Annotated in this window: 13 protein-coding genes; 7 read left to right on the top strand and 6 right to left on the bottom strand. The window is 65.2% G+C overall.

Going from position 1 to position 14,047, the window contains the following annotated elements; translation table 11 throughout:
* Positions 1-63: 63 nt before the first annotated feature.
* A complete protein-coding gene (locus PJ259_RS20895; RefSeq protein ID WP_237140569.1) occupies positions 64-468 on the bottom strand; it encodes a response regulator in 405 nt (134 codons plus the stop codon).
* Between the two features lie 217 nt (positions 469-685).
* Here PJ259_RS20895 and betT point away from each other — a divergent pair, with 217 nt between their 5' ends.
* Together betT and PJ259_RS20885 are read left to right on the top strand one after the other, a co-directional pair.
* Complete coding sequence (gene betT, locus PJ259_RS20890; RefSeq protein WP_271654040.1) at positions 686-2,683, top strand: choline BCCT transporter BetT; 1,998 nt, start codon at positions 686-688, stop codon at positions 2,681-2,683.
* Between the two features lie 129 nt (positions 2,684-2,812).
* Positions 2,813-3,883: an AbrB family transcriptional regulator gene (locus tag PJ259_RS20885; protein ID WP_442964863.1), complete on the top strand. Its 1,071-nt coding sequence runs from the start codon at positions 2,813-2,815 to the stop codon at positions 3,881-3,883.
* Between the two features lie 22 nt (positions 3,884-3,905).
* On the opposite strand, the gene PJ259_RS20880 is transcribed toward PJ259_RS20885, so the two are convergent.
* Entirely contained in the window at positions 3,906-4,166 is a 261-nt protein-coding gene (locus PJ259_RS20880; RefSeq protein ID WP_271654039.1) for a hypothetical protein, read from the bottom strand.
* Positions 4,167-4,371: 205 nt separating this feature from the next.
* Here PJ259_RS20880 and PJ259_RS20875 point away from each other — a divergent pair, with 205 nt between their 5' ends.
* Positions 4,372-5,934, top strand: coding sequence for a GGDEF domain-containing protein (locus tag PJ259_RS20875; RefSeq protein WP_271654038.1), 1,563 nt, complete (start codon positions 4,372-4,374; stop codon positions 5,932-5,934).
* On the opposite strand, the gene PJ259_RS20870 is transcribed toward PJ259_RS20875, so the two are convergent.
* Positions 5,907-6,926, bottom strand: coding sequence for a GGDEF domain-containing protein (locus PJ259_RS20870; protein WP_271654037.1), 1,020 nt, complete (start codon positions 6,924-6,926; stop codon positions 5,907-5,909). The genes PJ259_RS20875 and PJ259_RS20870 overlap by 28 nt on opposite strands.
* 341 nt (positions 6,927-7,267) lie before the next feature.
* Here PJ259_RS20870 and PJ259_RS20865 point away from each other — a divergent pair, with 341 nt between their 5' ends.
* Together PJ259_RS20865 and PJ259_RS20860 are read left to right on the top strand one after the other, a co-directional pair.
* Complete coding sequence (locus PJ259_RS20865) at positions 7,268-8,080, top strand: HDOD domain-containing protein (RefSeq protein ID WP_271655903.1); 813 nt, start codon at positions 7,268-7,270, stop codon at positions 8,078-8,080.
* Positions 8,081-8,204: 124 nt separating this feature from the next.
* Positions 8,205-8,477, top strand: a complete 273-nt coding sequence (locus PJ259_RS20860) for a hypothetical protein (protein ID WP_059313784.1) — start codon at positions 8,205-8,207, stop codon at positions 8,475-8,477.
* Positions 8,478-8,530: 53 nt separating this feature from the next.
* Here the strand turns inward: PJ259_RS20860 and PJ259_RS20855 are convergent, their stop codons facing one another.
* Entirely contained in the window at positions 8,531-8,779 is a 249-nt protein-coding gene (locus PJ259_RS20855; RefSeq protein WP_271654036.1) for a hypothetical protein, read from the bottom strand.
* Between the two features lie 152 nt (positions 8,780-8,931).
* Here PJ259_RS20855 and PJ259_RS20850 point away from each other — a divergent pair, with 152 nt between their 5' ends.
* Positions 8,932-9,699, top strand: coding sequence for a hypothetical protein (locus PJ259_RS20850; protein WP_271654035.1), 768 nt, complete (start codon positions 8,932-8,934; stop codon positions 9,697-9,699).
* A gap of 4 nt (positions 9,700-9,703) precedes the next feature.
* On the opposite strand, the gene PJ259_RS20845 is transcribed toward PJ259_RS20850, so the two are convergent.
* Positions 9,704-10,477 (bottom strand): SIR2 family NAD-dependent protein deacylase, encoded by a 774-nt coding sequence (locus PJ259_RS20845; RefSeq protein WP_271654034.1) that lies wholly within the window; start codon positions 10,475-10,477, stop codon positions 9,704-9,706.
* A gap of 195 nt (positions 10,478-10,672) precedes the next feature.
* Here PJ259_RS20845 and PJ259_RS20840 point away from each other — a divergent pair, with 195 nt between their 5' ends.
* Positions 10,673-12,586 carry an AAA family ATPase gene (locus PJ259_RS20840; RefSeq protein WP_271654033.1) on the top strand — a complete coding sequence of 638 codons (1,914 nt, stop codon included), beginning with the start codon at positions 10,673-10,675 and terminating at the stop codon, positions 12,584-12,586.
* An 86-nt stretch (positions 12,587-12,672) separates the two neighbouring features.
* Here the strand turns inward: PJ259_RS20840 and PJ259_RS20835 are convergent, their stop codons facing one another.
* Positions 12,673-13,971: a flavohemoglobin expression-modulating QEGLA motif protein gene (locus tag PJ259_RS20835; RefSeq protein WP_059313779.1), complete on the bottom strand. Its 1,299-nt coding sequence runs from the start codon at positions 13,969-13,971 to the stop codon at positions 12,673-12,675.
* Between the last annotated feature and the right edge of the window lie 76 nt (positions 13,972-14,047).

The following is a 14,047-nucleotide window of genomic DNA, read 5'->3' as shown; positions in this document are numbered from 1 at the left end:
GGGGTTCACTAGTGGAACCTGAAAGTGGAGTAGCTCAAACACTGAGGAAAGTCAGCTAACCCTTCACGCCACCCGGCTTTGCCCCAGCGCCTCGTTGACGCAGTTCGCCATGTCGTCGATGTGCCAGGGCTTGGGCATGAAGCGGGTCCGGCCGGCGCCGCGTGGCACCGTCAGGCGATCACCCGAGGTGAGGATTACCGGAATGTGTGGCCAGCGTTGGGAGACGAGTTGGGCGAGCGCTTCGCCATCCAGCCGGCCCGGCATGCGCACGTCGGTGAAGAGCACGTCGATGCGAGCGCCGTTCTGCTCCAGATAGCTCAGCGCCGCATCGGCAGTGGACACGGCCACCACCTGCAGGTCCACCAGGGACTCGAGCGCTTCGGTGGCCAGTTCCCGCAGCAACGGCTCATCCTCCACCAGTAACAGTAGAGGACGATAGCCGCCGAGAAGGGAAGATGCTTGTGTCATAACCAACAGACTTTGCCAAACAGGCGCGGTTCTAGCGGCTTGGCCCAGTCTCGACCAAAGTCGACCACCGGCAGTGGCAACCCCTCTAAGCGGTATTTTTCCAGCGTTTCGCTGAGCCTGGGCGTTCACCTCAAGAACCCGCTGTGATATTCTTTCTTGTTTGAACGATCAATAAAAAAAGAACCCCATCCCCTTTGGCAGCTCGTAAGGAGTCCCCATGAGTGCGACGCCCTCATCCGGCACCGTAAAGCTCAATCCCCCCGCCTTCTATTGCGCGGCGGCAGTGATCCTGCTGTTTTCCCTGGTCGTCATCGGCTGGCCCGATCAGGCGGGCGTCTGGTTGCTGCAGGCGCAGACCTGGGCTGCCAACACGGTCGGCTGGTATTACCTGCTCGCCATGTCGCTCTACCTGGTGTTCGTGGTGGTCACCGCCCTGTCCGGCTACGGCAAGATCAAGCTCGGTGCCGACCACGACCAACCCGAGTTCAGCTACCTGTCCTGGGCCGGCATGCTGTTCGCCGCCGGCATCAGCATCACCCTGTTCTTCTTTTGCGTGTCCGAACCCCTTACCCACTTCACCCAGCCCCCGGCAGGTGAAGGCGGTAATTCGGCAGCGGCCCGCCAGGCCATGCAGATCCTCTTTCTGCACTGGGGCCTGCATGGCTGGGGCGTCTTCGCCCTGGTGGCCATGTCCCTGGCCTATTTCGCCTACCGGCACAATCTGCCCCTGGCCCTGCGTTCGGCGCTCTATCCGCTGATCGGCAAGCGCATCAACGGTCCCATCGGGCATGCCGTGGACGCCTTCGGCATCATCGCCACCATCTTTGGCCTAGGCGCCGACCTTGGGTTCGGGGTGCTGCACCTCAACGCCGGGCTCGACTACCTGTTCGGCATCAGCCACAGCCACTGGGTACAGCTGGTGCTCATCGTGCTGATGATGGGCGCCGCCATCGCCGTGGCCGTGTCCGGCGTGGACAAGGGCGTGCGGATCATGTCCGACATCAACATGGTGCTGGCGGTCGCCCTGCTGCTGTTCGTGCTGTTCGCCGGTCCTACCCAACATCTGCTCAACACCCTGATCCAGAACATCGGCGACTATCTCACCGCGCTGCCGGGCAAGAGCTTCGACCTCTATGCCTATGACAAGCCCTCCGACTGGCTCGGCGGCTGGACGGTGTTCTACTGGGCCTGGTGGATCGCCTGGGCGCCCTTCGTCGGGCTGTTCATCGCCCGCATCTCGCGCGGTCGCACCATCCGCGAATTCGTCTTTGGCGTCCTGTTCATCCCGCTGGGCTTCACCCTGGCCTGGCTGTCGATCTTCGGCAACAGCGCCCTGGAACTGGTCCTCGGCCAAGGCATGACCGGTCTGGCACAGACCGCGCTCACCGATCCCGCCATGGTCTTCTACCAGGTACTGGAAACCTATCCGGCCAGCCGTGTGGTGATCAGCGTCGCCGTGCTAGTGAGTTTCGTCTTCTTCGTCACCTCGGCCGACTCCGGCACCGTGGTGCTGTCGACCCTGTCGTCCAAGGGCGGCGAGGCGGACGAAGACGGTCCCAGATGGCTGCGGGTGTTCTGGGGCGCCGCGGTGGCCCTGGTCACCGGCGGGCTGCTGTTCGCCGGCAGCATGGATGCGCTCAAATCGGCGGTGGTGCTGACCTCCCTGCCCTTCTCGGTGGTCGTCCTGCTGATGATGTGGGGCCTGCACAAGGCGCTGCACCTAGAATCCCAACGCCAGCGCGCGCGACTGCATTCCCTGGCGCCGGTGGCGACCAACGGCAAGGCCCGCCACGGCGGCTGGCGCCAACGGCTGTCCCAGGCGGTGTACTTCCCCTCACGGGACGAGGTGTACCGCTTCATGGACAGCCTCGTGCGGCCGGCCATGGAAGAGATGGTCGAGGTCTCGCGGGAGAAGGGACTGGTGGTGGAAACCCAGTTCGATTCCACCAATGCCAACCTGCAGCTGACCATCGGCCACGGCGAGGAGCACCCCTTCATCTACCAGGTGATCATGCAGGGCTACTTCACGCCCTCCTTCGCCCGCGCCGGCATCGGCCGGCTGCACCTGAAGAACCGTCGCTACTACCGCGCCGAGGTGCACCTCACCGAGGGCAGCCAGGACTACGACCTGGTGGGCTACAACCGCGAGCAGATCCTCAACGACATGCTCGATCAGTACGAACGCCACCTGCAGTTCCTGCACCTGGTACGCTAGAAGGTGGTTTTTTCGCCGACTGAAAGGCCATTGAAAGCAATAGACGTCGTATAATCGCTCCCAGGGTCGGCCCCGTGCCGGCCCCGGGGTCGGTACGCCTCGCCGGTCCCTCGCCGTTTGGAGACCGTCTTGCCCATCCCGCCCGCCAACCTGCCCTGTCCTCCCCTGCTGCAATGGCTTGCCCTGATCCTCTGCTCGGCCCTGGTCGGGGGCGGACTCAGCTGGCTGCAGGTGCCCGCCGCGCTCTTTCTGGGCCCCATGCTGGTGGCCATCGCCTTTGGCGTCAGCGGCGCCAGCATCCGTCTGCCACGGCGCCTGTTCCAGTCCGGTCAGGGGGTGGTGGGCTGTCTGATCGCCCATGCCATGACCGCCGCGGTACTGCTCACCGTTGCCGAGCACTGGCCGGTGATGCTGCTGGCGACCGCCCTGACCGTCTTGCTCAGCCTGCTCACCGGGGCCCTGCTGGTACGTTTTGGCGGCCTGCCCGGTAGCACCGCGGCCTGGGGCACCACGCCAGGTGCAGCCGCCGCCATGGTCGCCATGGCCGAGGAATACGGCGCCGATCCGCGTATCGTCGCCACCATGCAATACGTGCGCGTGGTCTGTGTGGTGCTCATCAGTGCCCTGGTGGGCCGACTACTGGGCGCGGAAGGCAGCGGCACGGGTCATCAGGCCACCGGCATCAGCCTGGACGGACACTTCGCCTTCAACCTGGCGCTGACCCTGGCAGTAGCCCTGGCCGGCAGCTGGTTGGGCGGGCGGTTGTTTCCCGCCGGGGCCCTGCTGTTACCCATCGCCTTGGGCACCCTGCTGCAACTCAATGGCTGGCTGGATATCACGCTGCCCCACCTGCTGCTCGCGGCGGCCTATGGCGCCATGGGCTGCTATGTGGGTCTGAGGTTCGACCGGGCCACCGTCAGCTATGTCTGGCGGGCCCTGCCCAAGATGATTTTCGCCTCGCTGCTGCTCATCGCCCTGTGCGCCCTGTCGGCGCTGCTGATGGCGCGGCTGATGCACGTCGATTTTCTCACCGCCTACCTGGCTACCAGCCCGGGCGGACTGGATTCGATGGCCATTATCGCGGTGGATGCCCACGCCGATGTCGGTCTGGTACTGGCCATGCAGGCACTGCGGCTGATCGGCGTGGTACTGACCGGGCCACTACTGGCCCGGCAGCTGGTCAAGCTTGCCCGCACCTAGCAGGAGGTGCGGACGCCGGGGCCTAGGCCGAACGGCGACGTTCGACCTGGGCAGTGATGTTGTAGCCCTCGGCCGCATGGCCACGGACCACGACGCGCGCATCGGGATAGAAGCCCTTGAGGCGCTGCTCGAAGAGAAAGTAGATCTCCGCGCCGACCTGGATTTCCGCCGGATCGGTCAAGGTCAGGGAAAAACTGCGTACAGGATCGGCGGCATGCTGCAGCTCGTCCTCCTCGATGCGCTGCATGGCGTCTTCGACGATTTGTTCGGCGATCTGCGACATCTGTGACCTCCTGGTCAGGTACTGGCTGATTCACCATCCCCATGGACGGCTGTTTCGCTAATGACCACGAGCACGGCGCGAGGATTCGTTCTCTCTGCAAGATTCCGACGAAACTGTAGACTTGTATGACTTTACGCCTTTCATGACGTCTCAATCGGCCGGGTTGCGGTCTCCTGCACACCGAGGACGAGGAAGCTGCCCCGCCATGGTCGACGCTGCCGATCACCCCGCTCCGCCCCGTAATCCGGCCACCCAGCGCCTGGCACTCTGGCTGCTCGTCTGCGCGGTCGCGGTGATCCTGGCACTGGAGTCCTGGCAGGTGTGGCGCAACTACCAGAATGCCTTCGCCAGCGCGCGCAGCGATGTCGGCAACATCGCCCTGGCAGCGGCCCAGCACGCCGACGATGCCATCAAGGAAGCCGATTCGTTGCTGGTCAGCATCCGTGACCGCCTGGAGGACCAACCGCTCGACCAGCTGGATCGCCCGCGGGTGCATCGCCTGCTGGCACGCCAGGCGACTCTGCTGCCGCAGCTCCACGGGTTGTTCATCTACGATCGCGACGGCAACTGGCGGGTGACCGACAAGAGCAGCAACCCGCCCCAGGCCAGCAACGCCGACCGTGAGTATTTCCAGTTTCACCGGGAACATCCGGAAGACCGGCTGCACGTCGGCGCCGTGATCGAAAGCCGCAGCACCCATGAGCTGATCATTCCGGTGTCGCGGCGCCTGGAAGACCGCGCTGGCCACTTCGCCGGGGTCCTGCTCGCCACCATTCGCCTGCAGTATTTCGTCGACTATTACGCCCGCTTCAAACTGGACGGCCGGGGCGCCATCACCCTGGCGCTGGACGATGGCACCCTGATGGTACGGCGCCCCTATGTGCCCGAGCACGTCGGCACGCCGCTGGCCAGCAGCGTGCTGTTTCGCCAGTACGTGACCCAGGCGTCCACAGGTACCGCCCTGGTACGCGCCATGATCGACGGGCGCGAGCGCCTCTATGCCTTCCAGCACCTGGAAGGTTATCCGCTGGTGGCCCTGGCCGGCATCTCCAAGAGCGATATCCTCGCCAGCTGGCGCCAGGATATGCTGCGTTCGGTGACGGTGGTGGGCCTCATCATCCTGGGGATGCTGATCTTCGGCTTCAGCCTCTTGCGGGAAATCCGCGCCAGCGAACGTATCGAAGCGGCCCTGCGCCTGGCCCATGATGAGTTGCACAAGCTGACGCTCAAGGACAGCCTGACCGGCCTGGGCAATCGCCGGCAGTTCGACACCCTGCTACCGGTGGAACTGGCGCGGGCGCAGCGCAACCATCAACCGCTCAGCCTGCTGATGATCGACATCGATCACTTCAAGGCCTACAACGATCACTACGGTCATCCGGCGGGTGATCGCTGCCTGCAGGCGGTAGCTGGCGTAGTGGCCTCGGCAGCACGGCGCCCGGGCGATCTGGCGGTACGCTACGGCGGCGAGGAAATGGCTCTCTTGCTACCCAACTGCGACGCGGCCGGTGCCCAGCAGGTGGCCCTTGCGGTCCAGGAGCGGCTGCAGGTTCTGGAGGTACCCCATGCCACCAGCGCCTTCGGCCGCATCACCGTCAGCCTCGGCTTCGCCGTCCAGGCACCCGGTGGGCTCCAGCCGACGCAGCCCGCCGAGCTGCTGGCCAATGCCGACGCCGCCCTCTATCGCGCCAAGCACCTGGGGCGTAATCGCACCTACCCATCGGTGGACCCCGACGACGATCAGCCGCAGATCATGCCACCGCGGTAGTGCACCCGGTCCTTGCCGGCGCGCTTGGCCTGGTAGAGCTCGCCATCGGCCTGCTTGAGCAGATCGGAAGGCTGATAACCCGGGGCCAGGCGTGCGACACCCGCACTGAAGGAAAAGCAGGTACCGGTGCTGGTGTTGCTGCGGATGTCATCGAGCAGCGCCTGCAACCGTTGCGCCAGGTGCCGCTCGTCCTCGGCCTCCAGCAACATGCCGAATTCCTCGCCACCCAGGCGGCCGAAGCGGCCAGCGGGGAAATGCCGGCCCAGGATGGTCGCGATTTCCTTGAGTACCTGGTCGCCCACATCATGGCCGAAGCGGTCGTTGATCCGTTTGAAGTCATCGATATCGAGCATGGCGAAATACCAGGACGGCGAGGCCTCCTCGCAGATCTGCTCCATGTCCAGCATCAGCGCCCGTCGGTTGCTGATGCCGGTGAGGGCATCGGTCTCCGCCTGCCGCCGGTAGTTTTCCTTGAGTTCCAGGGTGCTGGCGACGATACGCACGAAGGTGGCGTTGAGCAGCACGCCCAGGGCCAAACTGGCGCCGAGCATCACCACGAACAGCGGCAGGCCCATCGCTGCGACCAGGTCCATCTGCCCGTAAAAGAGCAACAGCCAGACGGCAGCGGCGGCGATGCCGTAGTCGAGCACATGGGAAAAGAGGATGGTCGAGCCCAGGGTGATGACGATGGCCATGGGAATCATCCAGGCCTGGCCGGGCTCGCCCATTTGCAGGATCTGGAAACGAAAGGCCAGGGCTTCGAAGAGCACGAATACCAGGGCGAACAAGCGCCAGACGACAAAGCGCCGTGCCGTGGCCATCGTCAGGCACGAGCCGACCATCCCGCCAAAGGCCAGCCAGCCCCACAGCGGGACCCCAGCGCTCAGGAAGGGGTTGATCAGCACACTGATCAACCAACCCAGGATGCCAGTGGTCTGCGCCAGCACATTGGGCAACTGCAGCATTTGGCGAATATGAGTCTGATAGGTCATTGCATAACTCGAACGCCAAATTTAGTGGCCAACTGACATCATTAGATGCTATCCCATTCGTTGCGTTTCGTCGGCGAAAAGCGGATTCAAGCAAGACGATAGACGTCTGAACATCACCCTGCCTCTGACCAGACAGCATAGGACCGCTTTCTCCACCGCACCGACGAAACGAACGGCGGCGAAAAGACGCCACCGGTCAGCTCGCCCTGCGAACCCGCAGGCCCCTCCCGCTAAGCTCTGCGCTTGAGATTTTCGGCTAGGCTTGGCAGTGCCCAAGCCGTCGTTCATGCTTCGAGCGACCTCAAGCCCCTTTTCTACCGGCATAGAACACACCAGGCGCCATCATGGAAATCGATGCTCTGTTCGACCACCTGCATACCCTTCCCAGCATTCCCAAGGTGGCGCAGGAGCTCATCCAGCAGTTCGACGATCCCCGCAGCAGCATCGAAGGCATCGCTCGTAACCTGGCGCTGGATCCAGTGCTCTCGGCCAAGGTCTTGCGCCTGGCCAACTCGGTACGCTTTCGCGGCGTCCGCCCGTCCACCAGCATCGAAGGCGCCGCTATCCGCCTGGGCTTCGATGCCCTGCGTACCCTGGTGCTGGCCTCGGCGGTCACGGCGGCCTTCCGCCATAACCCGGCCTTCGACCCGCGAGATTTCTGGCAGCACAGTTTCGACGTGGCCAGCATCTGTCGCGTCCTCGCCCGCCAGGTCGGTGCCGATCCGGAAACGGCCTTTACCTGCGGCATGCTGCACAGCATCGGCGAGTTGCTGATCAGGACGGCTGCACCCGACATCGCCGCGCGAATAGATGCCGAGCAGCGTGCGCCCTTGGTGGAAGGGGAAGCCCTCGGCTTCGGTTATCCCGAAGTGGGTGCCGAGCTGGCTCGCCGCTGGCAGCTGCCCGTGGTGATCCAGCACGCCATCGCCTATCAGCTGCACCCCCAGGACGCCCCCGACGACCCCACCCAGGCGCGGCTGGTGGCCCAGGCCCGCCTGGTGTCCTTTGTCCTGCGTCGCCATGGCGGCATCAACGAACAGGCCAAGGTCGCCTTGGGCAACGCCTTGCTGGAAGGCGTGGATCTGGACGAACTGCTGGCCGAACTGCCCCAGGTCATCGAAGCCGACAAGGCCTTTGGCACCCTGATCAACTGACCGGTCGTCTTCTGCACGAGGCGCGCTAGCACCTGCATCACAAATCTGCCAGCCGGTCGTGGCGAAAGTCGAACGGGTACCGCAAGAATCGGTCGAAGCGTTATAGCTGACAGGAGTGATTGCGATGGCCGAGCCGCTGAAGTTCACGGATGCGAACACCATTATCAAGGGCGCTTTCCAACCCATGTTGTGCGCCATGACCGCCCAGGATCAGGCGACCTTCAACGTCGAGGTCTATGCGCCCAACGGCACGGCACTGTTGCAGCGACGCATTGCTCGGGTCGATCTGCTCGACAACTCCCTGCTGGAAGCCTTCATCTGCGACAGCCGCGCCCGCATCGAGCGGGCCACCCACGAACGCCTCGACTGGCAGGTGCGCTACACCCGCGCGTCCTGAGTCTGGCAACCGCTGTCGAACAGGCGCCCCAAGAGGCGCCTTTTTCGTAACCGTCAATCGTTGAGTTCGCGCTTCTGCTGGCTGCCCTGCTTGGTGGCAGGCATCTTGCCGGTCTTTTTCTGGGTGGTTGGATTGGCCGTGGAGGTGTCGTCGGCGCTGTCGCGCTTGCTGGTGTTGGAGCTGCCCGGCGCGCCGATGCCATTACCGGTCACACCGGCGTCATTGTTGCTGGCGGCCAGGCTAGGGCCGGCTACCAGAGCTAGGGCGGCGCTTAGGGCAAGTATCAGCGGGGTCTTGCGCATCGTGGTGTCCTCCTGCCGCGAAAGGAAGGGTGTCGCGGGCTGCACCCTGGTGGATTAGGCCAAAGGCCGGGCCAAGCGTTCCCGCCTTCCTATAGACTAATGGCCATCCCGCCGCGCCTCGAAAGGTCCGGCCGTCGTATTCAGGAGTGACCGTGAAGCACCGTTATCTCATCGTCGATCGCACCGCGCTCGATAGCCCTGCGCTGTTCGACTATCTGGCCGAGGCGCCGCAGCACCGGGTCATCGTCTCCGGCGGTACGGCCGAGCAGCTGTTTGCCGCAGATTTCTGGCCGCGCCTGCGCGAGCGCCTGGCGCCCCATGCCGAGCGCTTCTTCTTCGCCGACTCCAGCGGCCCGCTGCTGCAGGCCGAGCTGGAGGGTCGCAAGCCGGGTCTGCTGGATCGCGAGCTGACCCTGGCCTTCAAGCAGGCGGTGACCGCCGATGCCGAAGACGATCGCGTCCTGACGCGCATCCGCAGCGAACTGCTCGATACCGATCATGACTATCAAGCCAATCGCCGCATCTTCCTCAACAGCCTGCTCGGCCAGATGCGCCGTGCCCTGCCTGCCGGAGCGGTAACCGCCGGCAACTGGCAGGACGCCGTCCGCCAGGCCATCGCCGCCGCCCAGCAGGGGTTGGCCAAGGGCTTCGCGCCGGGTCTGGCCGATGCGCCCTTCAAGGTCTTCCTCAAGGCCTATCCGCTCGCCGCACGCTATGTCGCCCAGCTCGCCATGCTGCTGATCACCGCGGGTCGCCAGGACAACGATGTCCTCATCGACCGCTTCGTGGCGCAGGATCCGGCGCTGGTGGCCACCCTGTTCGACGGCCTGCTGACCGAAGACGAGGACCAGCGCCAGGCCTACACTGCGCTCAAGCGCACCCTGGATGCCCTGGGCACCGGCGGCCAGGCGCTGCACTGATGTCCTAAAGGCGTTCCAGCAGCGCTGGCAGGATCAGGCCTGCAGCCCCCAGCAACTGCCAGTCCGCCTGGAAATCCGCCGCCGGCTGCGGGTCGATGCGTATCACCGTCGCCCCCTGCTGGCGCGCCACCACCGGCAGACTGGCAGCTGGCTGCACCAAACCGGACGTGCCTACTACCAGGCAGAGGTTGCAGCGCTCGGCCAGCGCCCAGGCGGTAGCCAGGGCCGCTTCCGGCAAGGACTCGCCGAACCACACCACCCCGGGCCGCGCCAAGCCGCCGCACAGCGGACAGGTCGGCGGCGCCAGCAGCTGCGCCTCCGCGCCCACGGGTGGCGGCGCCGCCAGGGGATTCGCGCAATCGAAGCAGCGCGGTTCATGCAGGCTGCCGTGCAGATGGATGACGTCGCGACTGCCAGCCCGCTCATGCAGGTCGTCGACATTCTGGGTGACCAGCCGCAACCGCCCCTGGCGGTCGGCCCAGTCCGCCAGGGCGCGATGGGCCGCGTTGGGTTCGGCCCTGAGCACCTGGGCACGCCGCCACTCGTACCAACTCCAGACCCGCGCGGGATCCTCCTGAAAGGCCTCCGCGGTGGCCAGTTGCGCCGGATCGAAGCGCGCCCAGAGACCGGTCAGGGCTTCGCGAAAGGTGGCTATGCCACTCTCCGCCGAGACGCCGGCGCCGGTCAGCACCAGCACCTCGTCGGCTTGTCGCAAGCGATCGAGCAGGACCTCGGGGAGCGGCGCGAGTCCGGACCGGCAATCGAAGGGATCAGGCATGAGGGCGCTGGCTCCTGACATCTAAGGCAACACAAGGGGGTCTTGCGGACCGCTAAAAAGGCCGAAAGTGTGACGATACTCGACGGATGGTGAGTCCGCTCATCGTTTTCCCGGGAACCGAGGTTCACCCTTTTTCCCACAGGCCGATAATCCGGGAGTCCGCGTCCGATGTCGCTCCTACCCAACGGTATGTGAATGAAGAAGTCCGTCGTTTCCAAGTATCCGCGCCTGCTGATCGCCGGTGCTCTCGCCCTCGTCACCCTCGTCAGCCTGGCCTGTTGGTGGTGGCTCAAGCCTTCCACCCCGGCTCCGACCGCCACGGCCATGCTCGCCAGTGTGCAGCAGACGCCTGAACACTGGACCCAGGAGCCTCGCGATTTCTCCGTGTTGCTGGCCGATCTGCGCGCCAAGGTCATCAGTGGCGCCGTGATCGGTGACCATACCCTCTACATCGACACCACTCGCGGCGAGCACTACGCGGTGACCGACAATGGCGGTCGCCTGACCGACCGGCTGCTGGCCGACTACGCTACCCAGGCCGAGCCGCTGTTCCCGGTCGCCACCTGGAGCGAGTCCGGCCAGCGCCACCCCTGGCTGGATGCCCTGCTGTTCAACCTGCCGGGATATCTGCTCCTGCTGCTGCTGGCCGTGCCCCTGGCGCTGCGTTTCGCCAGCCCCTTCAAGCTGCACCGCAAGGGCACCGGCATCTCCTTCAAGGATGTGGTCGGCGCCGCCGAAGCCAAGCGCGCCCTGGAAGACGTCACCACCTGCCTGCGCAATCCCGAGGCCTTCGCCGCCCTCGGCGCCCGTCCGCCCAAGGGCGTACTGCTGACCGGCGAGCCCGGCACCGGCAAGACCCAGTTGGCCAAGGCCCTGGCGACCGAGTGCAACGCCCACTTCATTCAGGTGACCGGCAGCGACTTCTCCTCGATGTTCTTTGGTGTCGGCATCCAGAAGGTCAAGTCGCTGTTCCGCACGGCTCGCAAGAAAGCGCCCTGCATCATCTTCATCGACGAGATCGACGGCATCGGCCGCCGCGCCGAGCAGTCGCGCTCCAGCGATGCCGAAGCCAACCGCATCATCAACCAGTTCCTCACCGAACTGGACGGCTTCGACGGCACCAGTGGCGTGCTGGTCCTGGGCGCCACCAACTTCGCCGACTCCCTGGATCCGGCGCTGCGCCGCGAAGGTCGCTTCGACCGCACCATCGCCGTGCCGCTGCCGAGCCTGGAAGACCGTCGCGCCCTGTTCGAACTCTATGCCGGCAAGCTGCCCTGCGAAGGCGAACTGGACCTCGCCGCCCTGTCGCGCGGCACCGTGGGCCTGACCCCGGCGGCCATCGCCTACATCAGCAACCACGCCGCCCTGCTGGCCGCTCGCGAGAATGCCAGCGCCGTGACCATGGCCCACTTCGTCGAGGCCATCGAGACCTGCCGGATCGGCGAGCAACCGGTCGGCGTCACCCCGCTGGGTTCGGCCGAGCGCACCCGCATCGCCGTGCACGAAGCCGGTCATGCCTTGGTCGCTGCCGTGCTCAACGTCGGCCGGGTGGAAAAGGTCACCTTGCTGCCCCGTGGCCAGGCCCTGGGCGTGACCCTGATCACCCCCACCGAAGACAAGCGCCTGCACCTGAAGTCGGAACTCGAAGGCCGTATCCAGATGCTGCTGGCCGGCCGCTGCGCCGAGCAGCTGTACTTCAACGAGGTCTCTTCGGGCGCTGCCCAGGACCTGCAGGAAGCCTCCAAGCTGGCGCTGTCCATGGTCGCCTCCCTGGGCATGGGCCCGAGCGGCTCGCTGCTCAGCCTGCAGGCCCTGCGCGACGCCGGGATCGAGTTCGACGCCGCGCCCAGCATCGCCTCTGCCGATCAGCTGCTGCACAGCCTGGATCATCGCTGCCTGGCGCTGATCACCGAGCTCAAGCCGGCACTGGACGACATCACCGAGCAACTGCTGCGCGACGAGACCATCCCCGGCAGCGCCGTGGCCGAAGCCATCGCCCGCGCCAGTGGCCGGGAAGCCTGCGGCGCTCTCAACCGTGCCCTGGCCCACCTGCCGGAGCGCGCAGGCGACAGCGAACCCAGCATCGCCGCGGCCTTCCAGGGCGACTGATCTCGGCGACCTCTGGTCATGGCAAAGAAAAGCCCCGGTCTGCCGGGGCTTTTTCATGTCAGGGCCTGTTCAGATCCTTCAGCTTCTCAAAGGATGTTGGCGTAGTCCGCCTCGATCCGATCCAGGCTCAGGTGATTGAGGAAGTTGGAAAAGCACATCCAGGCCGCCAGGGCGTTGAGGTCCTGGAATTGTGCCGGCAGGTACTTGGGCGGCACCACCACGCCCTCGTCCACCAGCTGGCGCAGGATGCGCATGTCCTCCAGGGTGGTCTTGCCGCAGAACAGCAGCGGGATCTGCTCCAGCTTGCCCTTGCGCACCGCCAGCTGAATGTAGTTGTAGATCAGGATGAAGCCCTTGAGATAGGACAGGTCCTTGGTGAAGGGCAGCCCGGTCGGCGTCGAGCCGCGGAACACCCGGCTGGCGTTCTGGTAGCCCGACTCCAGGTCGTAGCCCTGCTCCTGGAAGAAGCGGAAGACCTCGAGAAAATCGGCGCCGTCCTCGGCCAGGTGGATGGCGCGGGTGCGATTGGTCAGCTTGCGCAGGCGGGTCGGATAGGAGGCGAAGGCGATCACTTCCATGAGGATCGCCAGGCCCTCCTGGGTCACGGTGGACGACGGCGGACCCTTGGCCAGGAAGGTGCAGATCGGCTGGTTCTGGCCATTGAGGGTAGTGCCGACATGCACCAGGCCCTCGTGGACCTCCAGGGCGCGCACGTCACGCTCGTTGAACAGGGCGTCGGCACGCACCTTGATGTAGTCGGCGCCCGCCGCGGCGTCGGCGACGATACCGTCGGACTCGAACACCCGGATGGTGCCTTCCGTCTCGCCAAAGACCCGATTCAGCCGTTCCTGCAGGATGGGCACGGCGTCCTTGGCAGTCAGGGTCTTGGGCTCGTCCTCCAGGGCACCGCGATGGGCGATGTTGTCCAGATAGCTGGACATCATCATGCCCAGGTCGGCCAGGGTCGGATCGCCGGCATGAAAGGCGTCCGAGGCGGCGCCATAGAGCTCCTGGGAGATCAGCCCGAAATCCGGGGTGCCACGCGCCTGCAACATGCGAATCACCATGCGGTACTCGCGGCACATGCGCCTCATGATCTGGCCGACCGGATTGAACTGGCCGAGCTGGCGGGTCACCTCCCGCTCGATGCTCTGGAATTCGCCTTTGAGCGCATCGGCATCGAACCCCAGCGGACGTCCGTCGTAGAAGGCGCGATCCACCGCCGGCAGGCGCTTGCCCTTGCCGTCCAGGAAACCCTGGCGCACCTCGTCGTCCCACTTCACCGCATCGAGAATACGGATCGGCGCCTGAGCCGCGACGATGCGGTCGGACAGCTGGCGAATGGTCTGGTGATAGGGATCGAGAAAGGGCTGGCGGGCATTCATGACGGCAACCGGGCGACGGGCAAGACCTCAAGGATGGCCGTTGCCACGTCTTTTGCCTAGGTTTCACGACGGCAGA

Origin of the sequence: Pseudomonas sp. JBR1 (assembly GCF_028198185.1) — a bacterium.
GTDB classification, from domain to species: domain Bacteria; phylum Pseudomonadota; class Gammaproteobacteria; order Pseudomonadales; family Pseudomonadaceae; genus Chryseomonas; species Chryseomonas oryzihabitans_E.
Note: the sequence above shows the minus strand (reverse complement) of the source record. Positions and strands in the feature narration are given on the sequence as shown.